The following is an 18,963-nucleotide window of genomic DNA, read 5'->3' on the forward strand; positions in this document are numbered from 1 at the left end:
CCAAGTGGTCGGCGATTAACCGTCCTTCTCGATTTCACAGAGTAGCGGATGCTGGCTTTCCCTGGCGTACTGGTTGACCTGCATGGCCTTTGTCTCGGCGATGTCGCGGGTAAACACTCCACATACTGCCCGTCCTTCTGTGTGGACGGCCAGCATGACCTTGGTCGCCAGCTCGCGATTCAGGTTAAAAAACACCTCGAGCACTTCGACGACGAAATCCATCGGTGTGTAGTCATCGTTGAACAAAACCACCTTGTACATCGGCGGCGCCTGTAACGCAGGCTTTGCTTCCTGAACAGCAACGCCTGCCGAATCGTCGTCGTGCTCCTGTGGAAGATCCTTTTGGAGAAGCGGGCGATCCTGATTGAATGTTAGTCGAATCTGGCTGATTGCATGCATGGAAAGAAAGGTTCGTCAGTTGTGCAATTACAGTGGTGGGGGCGGTTGTCCACGTTTTCAACTCCGACTGCCCGGTCACCTTGACTATCGGGAAAACGGTGTTACAACCAATAGAGCCCACAGTGGGTAAAAAAGATCCGCGGAGTCAATCCTTTTAACGGATTAGATTGCGGATGAATTGGATGATACTCCAGCGATGGAGTCTGTTGCAGAGGGATTTGAGCATGGCTGTCGGCAAGGTGAAATGGTTCAACAATGCCAAGGGATTCGGCTTTATCAATACCGATGCCCGCGAAGGCCGCGATGAGGATGGCAAAGAGATCGATTTCTTTGCGCACTACTCCGCCATTCAAATGGAAGGATATAAAACCCTCAAGGCCGGACAAGCCGTGGTTTTCGATATTGTTCAAGGCCCCAAAGGGCTGCATGCCGTAGGCATAAATGCTGTCATCGAAAAACCATCCAGTGCCGCTGAGGGCTCTGCTGTCGGCGCCGCTGCGGCTGCCGCTACCGCGACTGCCAAAGCGATGAGCTGACTGATTTTCACCTGAATATCCCAAGCAATAAAAAACCGCCTGACTCAATGAAGAGTCAGGCGGTTTTTATCTGCCCGCGTTTTTACATATGCGAAATCAGCGCATCGCCGAAGCCCGAAGACGAAACCAGCTTGGCGCCGTCCATCAGTCGTTCGAAGTCATAGGTCACGGTTTTGGCCGAGATAGCGCCGTTGGTGCCCTTGATGATCAAATCCGCCGCTTCCGTCCAGCCCATGTGGCGCAGCATCATTTCTGCCGAGAGAATCAGCGAACCCGGATTCACCTGATCCTTGCCGGCGTACTTCGGCGCAGTACCGTGAGTCGCTTCGAACATCGCCACGGTGTCGGACAGGTTGGCGCCCGGCGCGATACCGATACCGCCCACTTCCGCCGCCAGGGCGTCAGAAAGGTAGTCGCCGTTCAGGTTCAGGGTCGCGATTACATCGTATTCTGCCGGGCGCAGCAGGATCTGCTGGAGCATGGCGTCGGCGATGGCATCTTTGACCACAACGTTCTTGCCGGTTTTCGGATTCTTGAACTGCATCCACGGGCCGCCGTCGAGCAGGGTCGCGCCGAATTCTTCGGCGGCCACTTCGTAGGCCCACTCTTTGAAGGCACCTTCGGTGAACTTCATGATGTTGCCTTTGTGCACGATGGTCAGCGAATCGCGGTCGTTATCGACCACATATTGCAGAGCCTTGCGCGCCAGACGCTTGGTGCCTTCCAGCGAAACAGGCTTGACGCCAATGCCGCAGTTTTCGTCGAAACGGATCTTGGTGACGCCCATTTCTTCTTTAAGGAATTTGATGACCTTGGTGGCTTCCGGCGAACCGGCCTTCCACTCAATGCCGGCATAGATGTCTTCGGAGTTCTCGCGGAAGATGGTCATGTCGACGTCGCCAGGCTTTTTCACCGGGCTTGGCACGCCTTCGAACCAGCGCACCGGGCGCAGGCAGACGTACAGGTCGAGTTGCTGACGCAGGGCCACGTTCAGCGAGCGGATGCCGCCACCGACCGGAGTGGTAAGCGGGCCTTTGATGGAAACCACGTAATCCTTGACTGCATCGAGAGTTTCCTGAGGCAGCCAGGTGTCCTGATCATAAACCTGAGTGGCTTTTTCCCCGGCGTAGACTTCCATCCAGGAAATCTTGCGTTTACCGCCGTATGCCTTTTGAACTGCAGCATCGACAACCTTGATCATCACCGGGCTGATGTCGACACCAATGCCGTCACCTTCGATGAAGGGGATGATCGGGTTATCAGGAACATTGAGAGAATGGTCTGCATTGACGGTGATTTTGTCGCCGACGGCTGGAACCTGAATCTTCTTGTAACCCATGCTGAACTCCATTGTTTGGATTGAACATCTGGCTTGGTTCGAGCGTAACCCAGTTAAATCAACACGCAAACCCTCTGTTCGTGGCGCGGCTACATCTCGTTTCGTACAAGCCTGAAAGCAAAGGGAAAAGCGCCAAACTCAAGCATTCCCGACGACTCTACGCCCCACCCTGCCCTGCGACCTTTAGACCAATGGACGAGAATCGTTGCATATGAACCATCGGCAGATTGCCAGCTACCTATGTATAATGCCGCCCGCTGACCACAGGGTCACGACGGCTGGCCTCTCTAGCACGAGACTTTCCGCCTGATTGGTCGGGTTGTTACCGCAACCTGACTGCTTGACGCTCTACTGATGCACCCAACATCACCGCGAAGAATCTCGACATTCGGTTCATGGATGACTTTGAACGAACGCGCTTACCCGGCGCCCCTCGAGTTTCTGCGCACGCTTTAGCAAAGAAGAGAGAGTTAATCCGAATATGCCCACCCGCTCGAAGATCATCTATACCTTCACCGACGAAGCTCCAGCCCTCGCCACCTATTCCCTGCTGCCGATCATCGAGGCTTACACCGCCTCGGCCGATATCGCCGTGGAAACCCGCGATATCTCTCTTGCAGCACGTATTCTGGCCAGCTTCCCCGAGCAACTGGGCGACAAAGCCGTAGCCGACCACCTCGCCGAACTGGGCGACCTGGCCGTTACGCCTGAAGCCAACATCATCAAGCTGCCGAACATCAGCGCTTCGGTGCCACAGCTGCAAGCCGCGATCAAAGAGCTGCAAGCTCAGGGTTACAACCTCCCGGACTACCCGGAAACCGTGACCAGCGATGCCGACAAAGATGCCAAGGCACGTTACGACAAGGTCAAGGGCAGCGCCGTGAACCCGGTTCTGCGTGAAGGCAACTCTGACCGCCGTGCTCCGCTGTCGGTCAAGAACTATGCGCGCAAGCACCCGCACAAAATGGGCGCCTGGGCCAAAGACTCCAAGTCCCACGTCGCTCACATGAGCACCGGCGATTTCTACGGCAGCGAAAAAGCTGCTCTGATCGACGCCGCTGACGCCGTGAAGATCGAGCTGATCGCCAAGGACGGTACTGCTACCGTTCTGAAAGAAAAAACCACCGTTCAGGCCGGCGAGATCCTCGACTGCGCCGTGATGAGCAAAAACGCCCTGCGCGCATTCATCGCTGCTGAAATCGAAAGCGCCAAGGCTCAAGGCGTACTGCTCTCGGTTCACCTGAAAGCGACCATGATGAAGGTCTCCGACCCGATCATGTTCGGCCAGATCGTTGCCGAGTTCTATAAAGACGCCCTGACCAAGCACGCTGACGTGCTGGCCGAGATCGGCTTCAACCTGAACAACGGCATCGGCGATCTGTACGCGCGCATCAAGGCCCTGCCGGCTGAGCAGCAAGCTCAGATCGAAGCTGACATGGCAGCGGTCTACGCTGCTCGCCCATCGCTGGCGATGGTCAACTCCGACAAAGGCATCACCAACCTGCACGTGCCGAGCGACGTGATCGTCGACGCCTCGATGCCAGCAATGATCCGTGACTCCGGCAAAATGTGGGGCACCGACGGTCAACTGCACGACACCAAGGCGGTGATCCCGGATCGTTGCTACGCGACCATCTACCAGGCTGTGATCGAAGATTGCAAAGCCAATGGCGCTTTCGATCCGACCACCATGGGCAGCGTGCCAAACGTTGGCCTGATGGCGAAGAAAGCCGAAGAGTACGGCTCGCACGACAAGACCTTCCAGATCAAGGCTGACGGCGTGGTTCGCGTCACCGACAGCAAGGGCAACCTGCTGATGGAACAGGCTGTTGAAGCCGGCGACATCTTCCGCATGTGCCAGACCAAAGACGCGCCGATCCAGGACTGGGTCAAACTGGCCGTCAACCGTGCTCGCGCCAGCAGCACTCCAGCGATCTTCTGGCTCGACCCAATGCGCGCTCACGATGGCGTAGTGATCGAGAAAGTTCAGGCTTACCTGAAGGATCACGACACCACCGGTCTGGACATCCAGATCATGGCGCCGGTCGACGCCATGAAGTTCACCCTGCAGCGCACCCGCGAAGGCAAGGACACCATTTCGGTGACCGGCAACGTACTGCGCGACTACCTGACTGACCTGTTCCCGATCATGGAACTGGGCACCAGCGCCAAGATGCTGTCGATCGTGCCGCTGATGAACGGCGGTGGCCTGTTCGAAACCGGCGCCGGCGGTTCGGCTCCGAAGCACGTGCAGCAACTGGTTGAAGAAAACTTCCTGCGCTGGGATTCGCTGGGCGAGTTCCTCGCACTGGCAGCGTCCCTTGAGCATCTGGGCGTGAACTACAACAACCCGAAAGCACTGGTGCTGTCGAAGACCCTGGACCAGGCCACTGGCCAGTTCCTCGACAACAACAAGTCGCCATCGCGCAAAGTCGGCAACATCGACAACCGCGGCAGCCACTTCTACCTGGCAATGTACTGGGCTCAGGCCCTGGCCGCCCAGACTGAAGACGCTGCACTGCAAGCGCAGTTCGCGACTCTGGCCAAGACTCTGACCGAGAACGAAGCAACCATCGTTGCCGAGCTCAACGCCGTTCAGGGCAAGCCAGTCGACATCGGCGGTTACTACCACGCCAATGCCGAGCTGATCAGCAAGGCAATGCGCCCAAGCGCAACCCTCAACGCGGCGATTGCTGCGCTGGTTTAAGGTTGTAGCGCTGTAAACGAACCCCGGCCCTGTGCCGGGGTTTGTGTTTCTGCTCAAGATCAAAAGATCGCAGCCTTCGGCAGCTCCTACATTGATCCTTGTAGGAGCTGCCGAAGGCTGCGATCTTTTGATCTTCAATGCACCGAAAATTTTACAGAGGAAGACTCATGGAATGGCTCCCCCACATCACCGTCGCCACCATCGTCGAGGACAACGGTCGCTTCCTGATGGTCGAGGAACACAAGGCCGGGCGTAACGTGCTCAACCAGCCCGCCGGCCATCTCGACCCGGACGAAACCCTGATCGACGCTGCCATCCGCGAAACTCTCGAAGAAACCGGCTGGGACGTTGAACCCACCGGCGTCATCGGCATTTACCTGTACACCGCACCAAGCAACGGCGTGACTTACCAGCGCGTGTGCTTCAGCGCCAAAGCGGTAAAACACAACGCGGATTACCAGCTCGACGATGGCATCGTCGGCGCCAAGTGGCTGACCCGCGACGAATTAATCGCTCAACGCGACAACTGGCGCAGCGAGCTGATCATCCGTTGCATCGACGATTATCTGGCCGGTCATCACTTCAGCCTCGAACTGATCCGCCCTTCTCTTTAGCCTTGAGGCCGCGAGCCTGCTAGAATCGCGTCCTTTTTCAAGACACTCATTGAATCCCTATGCGTGATCCAGCCCCTTCTGACACATCCAAGAAGCGCGTCATTGTCGGCATGTCCGGCGGCGTGGACTCTTCCGTTTCCGCTCTCCTGCTGATCGAGCAGGGCTTTGAAGTGGAAGGCCTGTTCATGAAGAACTGGGAAGAAGACGACGGAACGGAATACTGCACCGCCATGGACGACCTGGCAGATGCTCAGGCTGTCTGCGACAAAATCGGTATCAAGCTGCACACCGCCAACTTCGCCGCCGAGTACTGGGACAATGTGTTCGAGCACTTCCTGGCCGAATACAAGGCCGGACGCACGCCGAACCCGGACATCCTCTGCAACCGCGAGATCAAGTTCAAGGCGTTCCTCGACTACGCCATGATGCTCGGCGCCGACCTGATCGCCACCGGTCACTACGTGCGCCGCCGCGACATTGATGGTCGTACCGAACTGCTCAAAGGCCTCGATCCGAACAAGGATCAAAGCTACTTCCTGCACGCCGTCGGCGGCGAACAGATCGCCAAGACCCTGTTCCCGGTCGGCGAACTGGAAAAGCCAGAAGTTCGGGCGATTGCCGAGAAATACGAGCTGGCCACCGCCAAGAAGAAGGATTCCACCGGGATCTGCTTTATCGGCGAGCGTCGCTTCAGCGACTTCCTCAAGCAATACCTGCCGGCGCAACCGGGCGAGATCAAAACCACCGAAGGCGAAGTCATCGGCCGTCACCACGGCTTGATGTACCACACCATCGGTCAGCGCCAGGGCCTAGGCATCGGCGGTTTGAAAGACGCTGGCGATGAGCCGTGGTACGTGCTGCGCAAGGATCTCGACAGCAACGAGCTGATCGTCGGCCAGGGCAACAACCATCCATGGCTGTTCTCCGGCGCCCTGCTCGCTTCGGAAATCTATTGGGTCAACCCGATCGACCTGAGCCAGCCGCTGCGCCTGACCGCGAAAGTGCGTTATCGCCAGAGCGATCAAGCCTGCACCCTGGAAAAAACCGCCAGCGGCTACCGCGCCGTGTTCGATGAACCGCAACGCGCGGTCACGCCGGGCCAATCGGTGGTGTTCTATGACGGTGAAATCTGCCTCGGCGGCGGCGTGATCGAAGTCGCCGAGCCGTGGAGCGGCCAGGCATGAGCCCGACTCAGGAGCAACTGACGGCGCTCGGCGGCGTTTTTCTCGCCGCCGTGCTGGTCGACCGGATCGCCAAGACCGGCCAGACCAGCGAAGCCGGCCTGACCTGCATGCTCGGCAGCCTGTTGGTGCGCGATCCGAAGGACACGCTGGACGTGTACGGCGGCGACGATCTCAATCTGCGTGAAGGTTACCGAGCGTTGATCGGCGCCCTCGAACGCGACCCGAGCACCTTGCAGCGCGAACCACTGCGTTATGCCCTGTCGATGCTTGGCCTGGAGCGTCAACTGGCCAAACGTGACGACATGCTCGATATCATCGGCAAGCGCTTGCCGCAGATCCAGTCGCAGGTCGAGCATTTCGGCCCGGCCCACGAGAACGTGGTGGCTGCCTGTGGTGCGCTGTATCAGGACACCCTGAGCACCTTGCGCCAACGCATTCAGGTGCACGGCGACATGCGCAACCTGCAGCAACCGAGCAATGCGTCGAAGATCCGCGCCCTGCTGCTTGCCGGTATTCGTTCGGCGCGCCTGTGGCGACAGCTCGGCGGCCATCGCTGGCAGCTGGTGATCAGCCGGCGCAAGCTGCTCAAAGAGCTGTATCCGTTGATGCGCAGCGAGTAAAACGCCGCGCAATAAAAGCTTTGTAGTCTGTAACGCGTAATACGCCGGTCAGTTGGCAACGGACCGGCGGATTTTTTCATGTATGATACGCGCCCCATTTCGTTGCCCGACTGTCCGAGAACACCCCATGCAGCTTTCTTCGCTCACTGCGGTTTCCCCTGTTGACGGCCGCTACGCCGGCAAAACCCAGGCCCTGCGCCCGATTTTCAGCGAGTACGGCCTGATCCGTGCCCGTGTTCTGGTTGAAGTGCGCTGGCTCCAGCGCCTGGCCGCCCACGCTGGTATCCCTGAAGTGCCAGCCTTCTCCGCCGAGGCCAACGCCGTTCTCAATGAACTGGCTGAAAACTTCTCGCTGGAGCACGCCGAGCGCGTCAAAGAGATCGAGCGCACCACCAACCACGACGTCAAAGCGATCGAATACCTGCTCAAAGAGCAGGCGGCCAAGCTGCCGGAGCTGGCCAAGGTCAGCGAGTTCATCCACTTTGCCTGCACCAGCGAAGACATCAACAACCTGTCCCACGCCCTGATGCTGCGCGAAGGCCGTGACGACGTGATGCTGCCGCTGATGCGCCAGACCGCCAACGCCATCCGCGAACTGGCCATCCGTTTCGCTGACGTGCCGATGCTGTCGCGCACCCACGGTCAACCGGCCTCCCCGACTACTTTGGGTAAAGAGCTGGCGAACGTGGTTTACCGTCTCGAGCGTCAGATCGCTCAGGTCGCTGCCGTTCCACTGCTGGGCAAGATCAACGGCGCTGTCGGCAACTACAACGCACACCTGTCGGCCTATCCGCAGATCGACTGGGAAGCCAATGCCCGCGCCTTCATCGAAGATGAGCTGGGTCTGGGCTTCAACCCGTACACCACGCAGATCGAACCGCACGACTACATCGCCGAGCTGTTCGACGCGATCGCGCGCTTCAACACCATCCTGATCGACTTCGACCGTGACATCTGGGGCTACATCTCCCTGGGCTATTTCAAGCAGCGCACCATCGCTGGCGAAATCGGCTCGTCGACCATGCCGCACAAGGTCAACCCGATCGACTTCGAAAACTCCGAAGGCAACCTGGGCATCGCCAACGCATTGTTCCAGCACCTGGCGAGCAAACTGCCGATCTCCCGCTGGCAGCGCGACCTGACCGACTCCACCGTTCTGCGCAACCTCGGTGTCGGCTTCGCCCACAGCGTGATCGCCTACGAAGCCAGCCTCAAAGGCATCAGCAAACTGGAGCTCAACGAGCAGAAGATTGCCGCTGACCTCGACGCTTGCTGGGAAGTGTTGGCTGAGCCGATCCAGACCGTGATGCGCCGCTACAACATCGAAAACCCGTACGAGAAGCTGAAAGAACTGACCCGCGGCAAGGGCATCAGCCCTGAAGCGTTGCAGACTTTCATCGATGGCCTGGACATGCCTGCCGAAGCGAAAGCCGAGCTCAAGCAACTGACCCCGGCCAACTACATCGGCAACGCTGTAGCGCAAGCCAAACGCATCTGATCGACCGCTTGATCCGTTTGAGACGCCCGGCCGCGCCGGGCGTTTTTATTCCCGTCTGAAAAGTGCTTTTTTTCAATAGGTTACATATGAATTCCGATATTCCTCTTCAACTTCTGGGCGGCCTCACTGCACGCGAATTCCTGCGCGACTACTGGCAGAAAAAGCCACTGCTGATCCGTCAGGCGATTCCTGACTTCGAAAGCCCGATCGACGCCGACGAACTGGCCGGCCTGGCCCTGGAAGAAGAAGTCGAATCGCGCCTGGTGATCGAGCACGGCGAGCGTCCATGGGAACTGCGTCGCGGCCCGTTCGCTGAAGACGAATTCAGCAAACTGCCGGAAAAAGAGTGGACCCTGCTGGTTCAGGCCGTCGACCAATTCGTCCCGGAAGTCAGCGAACTGCTGGAAAATTTCCGCTTCCTGCCGAGCTGGCGCGTCGATGACGTGATGATCAGCTTCGCCGCCCCGGGTGGCAGCGTTGGTCCGCACTTCGACAACTACGACGTGTTCCTCCTGCAAGGCCACGGCAAGCGCAACTGGAAAATCGGCCAGATGTGCGACTCCGAGAGCCCGCTGTTGCAACACGCCGATCTGCGCATCCTCGCCGAATTCCACGAGACCGAAGAGTGGGTGCTGGAACCGGGCGACATGCTCTACCTGCCGCCGCGTCTGGCTCACTGCGGTGTCGCGGTCCACAACTGCATGACCTACTCGGTCGGCTTCCGCGCACCAAGCGCTTCCGAAGTGCTGACTCACTTCACCGACTTCCTCAGCCAGTTCCTGACTGACGAAGAGCGCTACACCGATGCCGACGCGCAGCCAGCAGCCGATCCACACCAGATTCAACACGATGCACTGGATCGCCTGAAAGCCCTGCTCGCTGAGCACATGAGCGACGAGCGTCTGCTGCTGACCTGGTTCGGCCAGTACATGACCGAGCCGCGTTATCCGGAACTGGTGGCTGGCCCGGAAGAAATCGAAGAAGAAGACTTCCTCGCTGCCCTGCAGGATGGCGCCATCCTGATCCGCAACCCGAGTGCGCGCTTGGCCTGGTCGGAAGTCGATGACGACCTGCTGCTGTTCGCCAGCGGCCAGAGCCGTTACCTGCCGGGCAAACTGCGCGAACTGCTGAAGCTGATCTGCGCCGCTGACGCCCTGCACACTGACAACCTCGGTGAGTGGCTGAACGACGAAGACGCTTGCGGCCTGCTGTGCCAGTTGGTCAAGCAAGGGAGCCTGGGGTTCGCCGATGAATAAGATTCGCGTACGTGTCGCAGACTGGCAGAAGGACATCGCCGAGATCCGGCGCATTCGTGAAACGGTGTTCATCGCCGAACAATCGGTGCCACCCGAGCTGGAATGGGACGCGGATGACGCGACCGCCGTGCATTTTCTGGCGTTTGAAGGCGACTTTCCGATTGGCACTGCGCGCTTGTTGCCCGACGGGCACATTGGCCGGGTTTCGGTGCTGAAAGACTGGCGCGGGATGAAGGTCGGTGATGCGCTGATGCAAGCGGTGATCGCCGAAGCTGAAGAACGTGGTTTGAAGCAGCAGATGCTCAGCGCTCAGGTGCAGGCCACGGCGTTCTATGAGCGCTTGGGTTTCAAACTGGTCAGTGAGGAATTCCTCGAAGCCGGGATTCCGCATGTCGACATGGTTCGGCATTCGGCCTGAGCCCCGCCCTGATCGTTCCCACGCTCTGCGTGGGAATGCCTCTCGGGACGCTCCGCGCCCCTTGCGGCATGTGACGCAGAGCGTCACTGGCTGCATTCCCACGCAGAGCGTGGGAACGATCACGCCCCGACATCAACCGATGCCGGGGCGTTTTGCTGTCTACGATTCAACTTGCCCCACCCCAGGCCGACAAACTGGCAATATCAAGCCTTTCGAAAGCGGAGATAACGGACATGTCCCTACGCACCCTGCTCACCACCCTGCTGCTCGGTTGCAGTTTTTCGGTGATGGCAGCCACAGAAATCGTGCCCCTTAATTACCGCACCAGCGCCGACATGCTGCCGATGGCGCAAGACTTCCTCGGCAAGGACGGTCAGGTCAGCGCCTACGGCAACCAGCTGATCATCAAGGCCGAGCCGGACAAGATTCAGGAACTCAAGGCGCTGATCACCCAACTGGACACTGCGCCCAAGCGCTTGCTGATCACCGTCGACACCAATGAAAACAATGGCCGTGGCGACGAAGGTTATTCGGTCAACGGCGCTCAGCCGAATCAGACCCGCATCATCAGCCGCAGCACCACCAGCCGCGAAGGCGGCGTCCAGCAAGTTCAGGCCACCGATGGCATGCCCGCGCTGATTCAAGTCGGCCAAAGCGTACCGATCACCAATGTTCAGAGCGATTCCTACGGCGGTTACAACAGCCAGACCCAATACCGCAACGTCACCCAGGGTTTCTATGTCACCGCCAGCGTCACCGGCGACATCGTTCATCTGGCGATCAGTACCAACCGTGACCGCATGAGCCAGGAACGTCCCGATGTAGTGAACGTGCAAAGCACCGACACAACTGTCAGCGGGCGCCTCGGCGAGTGGATCACCCTCGCTGGCGTCAATCGCCAGACTCAGGCCGACAAACAGGGCCTGACCCGCAGCTACTCGACTCAAGGCCGGGACGACATGACCTTGCGGGTGAAAGTCGACGCCTTGGACTAAAGCACCGAAAACTGACTGATTAGTCGTATTAGACGAAAGATGTAGTGCTTGAAAAAAAGCACTACAAAACGTTTGACGGGGTAAAAAAGCGAAGGCATGATGGCCTCGCTCCCGCTAATCAGAGGCCCTGGCAAGGGCCTTCGAAGCGATGTTCGCACCTACCCCGCGAACCGCTTCGTGTCTGTACCGCCCACAAGGTGTGTTTGACGAGGTTGCCGACTGGAACGAAGTTGTCCCGAGGGACGGAAGCGTATTTAGGTAACCCGGCATCACACTGTAGACCGTATAGAGGCCCACGACGCCCGAATGCGCCCGCAGTCCGCCACTACCTGCTCACTTCCCCTCGAGCCCATCGTTCATCCCGTCGCCTACCCCGCCGAATCCGACTTGACCACCTAAGCTTCTGGTCAGCGAGCGCAGGAATTTTCCACCGCAGAACAACTTTTCATAAAAGACGCGACGAGGTTTATCTCCATGGCACTGACACGCGAACAGCAAATTGCAGCCCTCGAAAAAGACTGGGCTGAAAACCCGCGCTGGAAAGGCGTGACACGCACTTACTCCGCTGCTGACGTCGTCCGTCTGCGTGGCTCGGTTCAACCTGAGCACACCTTTGCAAAAATGGGCGCCGACAAGCTGTGGAACCTGGTCACCCAGGGTGCCAAGCCGTCCTTCCGTCCTGAGAAAGATTTCGTCAACTGCATGGGCGCCCTGACCGGCGGCCAGGCTGTTCAACAGGTTAAAGCCGGTATCCAGGCAATCTACCTGTCGGGCTGGCAAGTGGCTGCGGACAACAACTCCGCTGAATCCATGTACCCGGACCAGTCGCTGTACCCGGTGGACTCGGTGCCAACCGTGGTCAAGCGCATCAACAACTCGTTCCGTCGTGCTGACCAGATCCAGTGGAAAGCCGGCAAGAACCCGGGCGACGATGGCTACATCGACTACTTCGCGCCGATCGTGGCTGACGCTGAAGCCGGTTTCGGCGGCGTTCTGAACGCTTACGAGCTGATGAAGAGCATGATCGAAGCAGGCGCCGCTGGCGTTCACTTCGAAGACCAACTGGCTTCCGTGAAGAAGTGTGGTCACATGGGCGGCAAAGTACTGGTTCCGACTCAGGAAGCCGTACAGAAGCTGACCGCTGCGCGTCTGGCGGCTGACGTTGCCGGTACCCCGACCATCATCCTGGCCCGTACCGACGCCAACGCTGCTGACCTGCTGACTTCCGACTGCGACCCGTACGACCAGCCGTTCGTGACTGGCGAGCGCACTCAGGAAGGCTTCTACAAGGTTCGTGCCGGCCTCGATCAAGCCATCGCCCGTGGCCTGGCTTATGCGCCGTACGCCGACCTGATCTGGTGCGAAACCGCCAAGCCGGATCTGGACGAGGCTCGTCGCTTCGCTGAAGCGATCAAAAAGGAATACCCGGACCAACTGCTGTCGTACAACTGCTCGCCTTCCTTCAACTGGAAGAAAAACCTCGACGACGCGACCATCGCCAAGTTCCAGCGCGAACTGTCCGCCATGGGTTACAAGCACCAGTTCATCACCCTGGCCGGCATTCACAACATGTGGCACAGCATGTTCAACCTGGCGCACGACTACGCCCGCAACGACATGACTGCCTACGTGAAGCTGCAAGAGCAGGAATTCGCTGACGCCGCCAAGGGTTACACCTTCGTGGCTCACCAGCAGGAAGTGGGCACCGGCTACTTCGACGACATGACCACTGTGATTCAAGGTGGCTCGTCGTCGGTCACCGCACTGACCGGTTCGACTGAAGAAGAACAGTTCCACTGATTCGGCTTCGCTGAGCAAACGGCCTTTGCGGATCGTATAGAAAGCTAACCGCAGAGCCGCAAAACTGACGCCCCGACTGGTTCGGGGCGTTTTTTTTGCGCCCGGAAAACACACCCTCCCCTGTAGGAGCTGCCGAAGGCTGCGATCTTTTGATTTTGCTTTTAAAAGACAAGATCAAAAGATCGCAGCCTTCGGCAGCTCCTACAGGGAGCATGTGTTGGGTTCAAGACCTCCCAAGCGCCACGAAACCTTGTGGGAGCGAGCCTGCTCGCGAATGCGTTGTGCCAGCTTGCACACGTGGTGACTGACCCACCGCTTTCGCGAGCAGGCTCGCTCCCACAGGTTTTCTCTTCAGCCCGGGAGAGAAAACATTGATCCAGCGCGGTACATCCGTCAGAAAAATCCGCTAAAACGGGCGCCGTCGCTACTTGCAGTAACGTGCAAGTAAGACAACTTCCCAACTGACATCCCGTTAAACAGTTACAAAACCACTCCAAACGATATCAATTATCATTTAGCCGCAACTATGTTCGTTACATTCCCTACAAAACATTATTTGCATAAACCCGCCTAATGCCCGCAACGCATGGGCTGCAGGGCATTGGAGATGCGCTATGTCCTTATTCCAATAAATAATTTCGCTATAGGAATTTTACTTGCAGGGTGTTTAGCCATAAAATCAGCGCGATTGATTGCTGCGACATATCGTCACTGCCTATTTCTTTATCAAGCTCAGAGACCTTTGCTCTCTGTTAAGGATTACCAGCATGCCCGAAGCGACAGGACTCATGGCCCACAACTGGGGCTTTGCCATTTTCCTTCTGGGTGTCGTCGGCCTGTGTGCCTTCATGCTTGGCGTCTCCAGCCTCCTTGGGTCAAAAGCCTGGGGCCGCAGCAAAAACGAACCGTTCGAGTCGGGCATGCTACCTACCGGTGGCGCCCGCTTGCGGCTCTCAGCCAAATTCTATCTGGTCGCGATGCTCTTCGTGATCTTCGATATCGAAGCCCTCTTTCTCTTTGCATGGTCTGTGTCCGTCCGCGAAAGCGGCTGGACCGGATTCGTCGAAGCTCTCGTTTTCATAGCAATTCTGTTGGCAGGTCTTGTCTACCTGTTCCGAGTGGGCGCCCTTGACTGGGCTCCGGAAGCTCGTCGCAAGCGGCAGGCGAAGCTGAAACAATGAGGCTTTGGCAATGCAATACAATCTCACCAGGATCGACCCCGATGCTCCTAACGAGCAATATCCGATTGGCGAACGGGAAACCGTTTCCGATCCGTTAGAAGATCAAGTCCACAAAAACATTTTCATGGGCAAGCTGGAAGACGTGCTGAGTGGCGCGGTCAACTGGGGACGTAAGAACTCCCTGTGGCCGTACAACTTCGGTTTGTCGTGCTGCTACGTGGAAATGACCACCGCCTTCACGGCGCCCCACGACATCGCGCGCTTTGGCGCCGAAGTTATCCGGGCATCGCCGCGTCAGGCCGACTTCATGGTTATCGCCGGTACCTGCTTCATCAAGATGGCGCCGATCATCCAGCGTCTCTACGAGCAGATGCTCGAGCCGAAGTGGGTTATCTCCATGGGTTCGTGCGCTAACTCCGGCGGCATGTACGACATCTACTCTGTGGTTCAAGGGGTGGACAAGTTCCTGCCCGTGGACGTCTACGTACCTGGCTGCCCGCCCCGTCCGGAAGCATTTCTGCAAGGCTTGATGCTGTTGCAGGAATCGATTGGACAGGAGCGTCGTCCGCTTTCCTGGGTCGTTGGTGATCAAGGCGTTTATCGCGCCGACATGCCTTCGCAGAAGGAACAGCGCCGCGAACAGCGAATCGCAGTCACCAACCTGCGCAGCCCTGACGAAGTCTGATCCAGATCTGTTCTTACAAAAGAAACGAGAAGCTGGCTTCATTCTTTACGTTGACCGAAAGCGAAAAAATAACCATGACTACAGGCAGCGCTCTGTACATCCCGCCTTATAAGGCAGACGACCAGGATGTGGTCGTTGAATTGAACAACCGTTTTGGCCCGGAGGCGTTCACCGCCCAGCCGACCCGCACCGGCATGCCGGTGCTGTGGGTGGCGCGTGCCAAACTCGTCGAAGTCCTGACTTTCCTGCGTAACCTGCCCAAGCCGTACGTCATGCTCTATGACCTGCACGGCGTGGACGAGCGTCTGCGCACCAAGCGTCAAGGGCTGCCGAGCGACGCCGAGTTCACCGTGTTCTATCACCTCATGTCGCTGGAGCGTAATAGTGACGTGATGATCAAGGTCGCCTTGTCCGAGAGCGACCTCAGCTTACCGACCGTCACCAGCATCTGGCCGAACGCCAACTGGTACGAGCGTGAAGTCTGGGACATGTTCGGTATCGACTTCAAAGGCCACCCGCACCTGTCGCGCATCATGATGCCGCCGACCTGGGAAGGTCACCCGCTGCGCAAGGACTTCCCGGCGCGCGCCACCGAATTCGATCCGTACAGCCTCAACCTCGCCAAGCAACAGCTTGAGGAAGAAGCCGCGCGCTTCCGTCCTGAAGACTGGGGCATGAAGCGCTCCGGCCCGAACGAGGACTACATGTTCCTCAACCTTGGCCCGAACCACCCTTCGGCGCACGGTGCGTTCCGCATCATTCTGCAACTGGACGGTGAAGAGATCGTCGACTGCGTGCCGGACATCGGTTACCACCACCGTGGTGCCGAGAAGATGGCCGAGCGTCAGTCGTGGCACAGCTTCATTCCGTACACCGACCGTATCGACTACCTCGGCGGCGTGATGAACAACCTGCCGTACGTGCTCTCGGTCGAGAAGCTGGCCGGCATCAAAGTGCCTGAGAAGGTCGACGTCATCCGCATCATGATGGCCGAGTTCTTCCGGATCACCAGCCACCTGCTGTTCCTCGGGACTTACATCCAGGACGTTGGTGCGATGACCCCGGTGTTCTTCACCTTCACCGACCGCCAGAAGGCGTACACGGTGATTGAAGCCATCACCGGTTTCCGTCTGCACCCGGCCTGGTACCGCATCGGTGGCGTCGCCCACGACCTGCCGCGCGGCTGGGAAAAACTGGTGAAAGACTTCGTTGAATGGCTGCCAAAACGCCTCGACGAATACACCAAGGCTGCCCTGCAGAACAGCATTCTCAAGGGCCGTACCATCGGCGTTGCCCAGTACAACACCAAAGAAGCCCTGGAATGGGGTGTCACCGGTGCTGGCCTGCGTTCGACCGGTTGCGATTTCGACCTGCGTAAAGCGCGTCCGTACTCCGGCTACGAAAACTTCGAGTTCGAAGTACCGCTGGCTGCCAACGGCGATGCCTACGACCGCTGCATGGTTCGCGTCGAAGAAATGCGCCAGAGCATCAAGATCATCGACCAGTGCATGCGCAACATGCCGGAAGGCCCGTACAAGGCGGATCACCCGCTGACCACGCCGCCGCCGAAAGAACGCACGCTGCAGCACATCGAAACCTTGATCACGCACTTCCTGCAAGTTTCGTGGGGCCCGGTCATGCCGGCCAACGAATCCTTCCAGATGATCGAAGCGACCAAGGGCATCAACAGTTATTACCTGACGAGCGACGGCGGCACCATGAGCTACCGTACCCGGATCCGCACTCCAAGCTTCCCGCATCTGCAACAGATCCCTTCGGTGATCAAAGGCAGCATGGTCGCGGACATGATTGCGTACCTGGGTAGTATCGATTTCGTTATGGCCGACGTGGACCGCTAAGCATGAACAGCACGCTTATCCAGACAGACCGTTTCACCTTGAGTGAAACCGAGCGCTCGGCCATCGAGCACGAGCTGCATCACTACGAAGACCCGCGCGCGGCGTCGATCGAAGCCCTGAAGATCGTTCAGAAAGAACGCGGCTGGGTGCCGGATGGCGCCCTGTACGCGATCGGCGAGATCCTCGGCATCCCGGCCAGCGACGTTGAAGGTGTGGCGACGTTCTATAGCCAGATTTTCCGTCAGCCGGTTGGCCGTCACATCATTCGCGTCTGCGACAGCATGGTCTGCTACATCGGCGGCCACGAGTCGGTGGTCAGCGAAATCCAGAACAATCTGGGCATCGGCCTGGGTCAGACCACCACCGACGGTCGTTTCACCCTGCTGCCTGTCTGCTGCCTCGGCAACTGCGACAAGGCACCGGCGCTGATGATCGACGACGACACCTTTGGTGATGTGCAGCCTGCTGGCGTCGCCAAACTGCTCGAGGGCTACGTATGACCCTGACATCTTTCGGTCCTGCCAACCGCATTCAGCGTTCGGCCGAGACTCACCCGCTGACCTGGCGTCTGCGCGATGACGGCGAAGCCGTGTGGCTCGACGAGTACCAGGCCAAGAACGGTTACGCCGCTGCGCGCAAAGCCTTCGCCGACATGGATCAGGACGCCATCGTCCAGACCGTGAAAGACGCCGGCCTCAAAGGTCGCGGCGGTGCAGGCTTCCCCACTGGCGTGAAGTGGGGCCTGATGCCCAAAGACGAATCCATCAACATCCGCTACCTGCTGTGCAACGCGGATGAAATGGAGCCGAACACCTGGAAAGACCGCATGCTGATGGAGCAACTGCCCCATCTACTGATCGAAGGCATGCTGATCAGTGCTCGCGCGCTGAAAACCTACCGTGGCTACATCTTCCTGCGTGGCGAATACACCACCGCCGCCAAGCACCTCAACCGTGCCGTGGAAGAAGCCAAGGCTGCGGGCCTGCTGGGCAAGAACATTCTGGGCAGCGGCTTCGATTTCGAGCTGTTCGTCCACACCGGCGCCGGGCGTTACATCTGCGGTGAAGAAACCGCGCTGATCAACTCCCTCGAAGGCCGCCGCGCCAACCCGCGCTCCAAGCCGCCCTTCCCTGCCGCCGTCGGCGTGTGGGGCAAGCCGACTTGTGTGAACAACGTGGAAACCCTGTGCAACGTGCCGGCGATCATTGCCGACGGCGTGGACTGGTACAAATCGTTGGCCCGCGAAGGCAGCGAAGACATGGGCACCAAGCTCATGGGCTTCTCCGGCAAAGTGAAAAACCCGGGCCTGTGGGAACTGCCATTCGGCGTCACTGGTCGAGAGTTGTTCGAAGACTACGCCGGCGGCATGCGCGACGGTTTCAAACTCAAGGCCTGGCAGCCAGGTGGCGCCGGTACCGGTTTCCTCCTGCCAGAACACCTCGACGCGCAAATGTATGCCGGCGGCATCGCCAAAGTGGGCACCCGTATGGGTACCGGCCTGGCCATGGCGGTGGACGACAGCGTCAACATGGTCTCCTTGCTGCGCAACATGGAGCAGTTCTTCGCTCGCGAGTCGTGCGGTTTCTGCACCCCATGCCGCGATGGCTTGCCATGGAGCGTCAAGCTCTTGATGGCCATCGAACAAGGCCGCGGTCAGCCAGGCGACATCGAGACCCTGCTGGGTCTGGTCAACTTCCTCGGCCCAGGCAAAACCTTCTGTGCTCACGCACCGGGTGCCGTGGAGCCGTTGGGCAGTGCCATCAAATACTTCCGTCCAGAGTTCGAAGCCGGTATCGCGCCAGTCAGCGTCGCCGTCCCGCCTCTGGCAAGGCCGATCGTAATCGGCGCGTAAACGCTTAAAAAGGCGAAGGG

17 protein-coding genes are annotated in these 18,963 nt (G+C 58.7%); 15 read left to right on the forward strand and 2 right to left on the reverse strand.

The annotated features are described in order from the left end of the window. Positions 1-15: 15 nt before the first annotated feature. Positions 16-399 carry an ATP-dependent Clp protease adapter ClpS gene (gene clpS, locus M5G26_RS14325; RefSeq protein ID WP_011334948.1) on the reverse strand — a complete coding sequence of 128 codons (384 nt, stop codon included), beginning with the start codon at positions 397-399 and terminating at the stop codon, positions 16-18. Positions 400-623: 224 nt separating this feature from the next. On the opposite strand from clpS, the gene M5G26_RS14330 reads away from it, so the two are divergent. Continuing rightward, positions 624-935, forward strand: coding sequence for a cold shock domain-containing protein (locus M5G26_RS14330; RefSeq protein ID WP_134176558.1), 312 nt, complete (start codon positions 624-626; stop codon positions 933-935). Positions 936-1,017: 82 nt separating this feature from the next. Here the strand turns inward: M5G26_RS14330 and icd are convergent, their stop codons facing one another. Then, positions 1,018-2,274, reverse strand: a complete 1,257-nt coding sequence (gene icd / locus M5G26_RS14335; RefSeq protein ID WP_007920207.1) for an NADP-dependent isocitrate dehydrogenase — start codon at positions 2,272-2,274, stop codon at positions 1,018-1,020. A gap of 481 nt (positions 2,275-2,755) precedes the next feature. Between icd and M5G26_RS14340 the strand changes: the two genes are divergently transcribed. The 14 genes from M5G26_RS14340 (at position 2,756) to nuoF (ending at position 18,943) form a co-directional block, all read left to right on the forward strand. Further along, positions 2,756-4,981, forward strand: coding sequence for an NADP-dependent isocitrate dehydrogenase (locus M5G26_RS14340; RefSeq protein WP_038362626.1), 2,226 nt, complete (start codon positions 2,756-2,758; stop codon positions 4,979-4,981). 167 nt (positions 4,982-5,148) lie between these two features. Next, complete coding sequence (locus M5G26_RS14345) at positions 5,149-5,595, forward strand: NUDIX hydrolase (RefSeq protein WP_038362629.1); 447 nt, start codon at positions 5,149-5,151, stop codon at positions 5,593-5,595. Positions 5,596-5,654: 59 nt separating this feature from the next. Next, the gene (gene mnmA / locus M5G26_RS14350) at positions 5,655-6,779 is read left to right on the forward strand and encodes a tRNA 2-thiouridine(34) synthase MnmA (RefSeq protein WP_134176557.1); all 1,125 of its coding nucleotides are present in this window, start codon (positions 5,655-5,657) and stop codon (positions 6,777-6,779) included. Then, a complete protein-coding gene (hflD, locus tag M5G26_RS14355; protein ID WP_273915776.1) occupies positions 6,776-7,399 on the forward strand; it encodes a high frequency lysogenization protein HflD in 624 nt (207 codons plus the stop codon). Before mnmA ends, hflD begins: the two co-directional genes overlap by 4 nt. Positions 7,400-7,526: 127 nt before the next feature. Then, positions 7,527-8,897 (forward strand): adenylosuccinate lyase, encoded by a 1,371-nt coding sequence (gene purB, locus M5G26_RS14360; RefSeq protein ID WP_003223822.1) that lies wholly within the window; start codon positions 7,527-7,529, stop codon positions 8,895-8,897. An 86-nt stretch (positions 8,898-8,983) separates the two neighbouring features. Beyond that, positions 8,984-10,153, forward strand: coding sequence for a ribosomal protein uL16 3-hydroxylase (locus tag M5G26_RS14365; RefSeq protein WP_273915777.1), 1,170 nt, complete (start codon positions 8,984-8,986; stop codon positions 10,151-10,153). Beyond that, entirely contained in the window at positions 10,146-10,571 is a 426-nt protein-coding gene (locus M5G26_RS14370; RefSeq protein WP_150693917.1) for a GNAT family N-acetyltransferase, read from the forward strand. The genes M5G26_RS14365 and M5G26_RS14370 overlap by 8 nt, the downstream gene beginning before the upstream one ends. Positions 10,572-10,804: 233 nt before the next feature. Beyond that, entirely contained in the window at positions 10,805-11,566 is a 762-nt protein-coding gene (locus M5G26_RS14375; RefSeq protein WP_273915778.1) for a secretin N-terminal domain-containing protein, read from the forward strand. A gap of 474 nt (positions 11,567-12,040) precedes the next feature. Then, positions 12,041-13,366, forward strand: a complete 1,326-nt coding sequence (aceA, locus tag M5G26_RS14380) for an isocitrate lyase (RefSeq protein WP_007920195.1) — start codon at positions 12,041-12,043, stop codon at positions 13,364-13,366. Between the two features lie 767 nt (positions 13,367-14,133). Then, positions 14,134-14,547, forward strand: coding sequence for an NADH-quinone oxidoreductase subunit A (locus M5G26_RS14385; protein WP_003223812.1), 414 nt, complete (start codon positions 14,134-14,136; stop codon positions 14,545-14,547). A gap of 10 nt (positions 14,548-14,557) precedes the next feature. Beyond that, positions 14,558-15,232 (forward strand): NuoB/complex I 20 kDa subunit family protein, encoded by a 675-nt coding sequence (locus M5G26_RS14390; protein WP_003223809.1) that lies wholly within the window; start codon positions 14,558-14,560, stop codon positions 15,230-15,232. 74 nt (positions 15,233-15,306) lie between these two features. After that, a complete protein-coding gene (gene nuoC / locus M5G26_RS14395; RefSeq protein ID WP_016987416.1) occupies positions 15,307-17,091 on the forward strand; it encodes an NADH-quinone oxidoreductase subunit C/D in 1,785 nt (594 codons plus the stop codon). A gap of 2 nt (positions 17,092-17,093) precedes the next feature. Next, positions 17,094-17,591 carry an NADH-quinone oxidoreductase subunit NuoE gene (gene nuoE, locus M5G26_RS14400; protein WP_007920186.1) on the forward strand — a complete coding sequence of 166 codons (498 nt, stop codon included), beginning with the start codon at positions 17,094-17,096 and terminating at the stop codon, positions 17,589-17,591. Continuing rightward, complete coding sequence (gene nuoF / locus M5G26_RS14405; protein ID WP_273915779.1) at positions 17,588-18,943, forward strand: NADH-quinone oxidoreductase subunit NuoF; 1,356 nt, start codon at positions 17,588-17,590, stop codon at positions 18,941-18,943. The genes nuoE and nuoF overlap by 4 nt, the downstream gene beginning before the upstream one ends. The last annotated feature ends 20 nt before the right edge of the window (positions 18,944-18,963 follow it).

The sequence above is a fragment of the Pseudomonas sp. TNT2022 ID642 genome (assembly GCF_028656995.1).
Lineage (GTDB): Bacteria > Pseudomonadota > Gammaproteobacteria > Pseudomonadales > Pseudomonadaceae > Aquipseudomonas.

Bases quoted from the DNA above. Each gene is read 5' to 3' on its own strand.
- clpS (WP_011334948.1), bottom strand. From the start codon at position 399: ATGCATGCAATCAGCCAGATTCGACTAACATTCAATCAGGATCGCCCG.
- M5G26_RS14330 (WP_134176558.1), top strand. From the start codon at position 624: ATGGCTGTCGGCAAGGTGAAATGGTTCAACAATGCCAAGGGATTCGGC.
- icd (WP_007920207.1), bottom strand. From the start codon at position 2,274: ATGGGTTACAAGAAGATTCAGGTTCCAGCCGTCGGCGACAAAATCACC.
- M5G26_RS14340 (WP_038362626.1), top strand. From the start codon at position 2,756: ATGCCCACCCGCTCGAAGATCATCTATACCTTCACCGACGAAGCTCCA.
- M5G26_RS14345 (WP_038362629.1), top strand. From the start codon at position 5,149: ATGGAATGGCTCCCCCACATCACCGTCGCCACCATCGTCGAGGACAAC.
- mnmA (WP_134176557.1), top strand. From the start codon at position 5,655: ATGCGTGATCCAGCCCCTTCTGACACATCCAAGAAGCGCGTCATTGTC.
- hflD (WP_273915776.1), top strand. From the start codon at position 6,776: ATGAGCCCGACTCAGGAGCAACTGACGGCGCTCGGCGGCGTTTTTCTC.
- purB (WP_003223822.1), top strand. From the start codon at position 7,527: ATGCAGCTTTCTTCGCTCACTGCGGTTTCCCCTGTTGACGGCCGCTAC.
- M5G26_RS14365 (WP_273915777.1), top strand. From the start codon at position 8,984: ATGAATTCCGATATTCCTCTTCAACTTCTGGGCGGCCTCACTGCACGC.
- M5G26_RS14370 (WP_150693917.1), top strand. From the start codon at position 10,146: ATGAATAAGATTCGCGTACGTGTCGCAGACTGGCAGAAGGACATCGCC.
- M5G26_RS14375 (WP_273915778.1), top strand. From the start codon at position 10,805: ATGTCCCTACGCACCCTGCTCACCACCCTGCTGCTCGGTTGCAGTTTT.
- aceA (WP_007920195.1), top strand. From the start codon at position 12,041: ATGGCACTGACACGCGAACAGCAAATTGCAGCCCTCGAAAAAGACTGG.
- M5G26_RS14385 (WP_003223812.1), top strand. From the start codon at position 14,134: ATGCCCGAAGCGACAGGACTCATGGCCCACAACTGGGGCTTTGCCATT.
- M5G26_RS14390 (WP_003223809.1), top strand. From the start codon at position 14,558: ATGCAATACAATCTCACCAGGATCGACCCCGATGCTCCTAACGAGCAA.
- nuoC (WP_016987416.1), top strand. From the start codon at position 15,307: ATGACTACAGGCAGCGCTCTGTACATCCCGCCTTATAAGGCAGACGAC.
- nuoE (WP_007920186.1), top strand. From the start codon at position 17,094: ATGAACAGCACGCTTATCCAGACAGACCGTTTCACCTTGAGTGAAACC.
- nuoF (WP_273915779.1), top strand. From the start codon at position 17,588: ATGACCCTGACATCTTTCGGTCCTGCCAACCGCATTCAGCGTTCGGCC.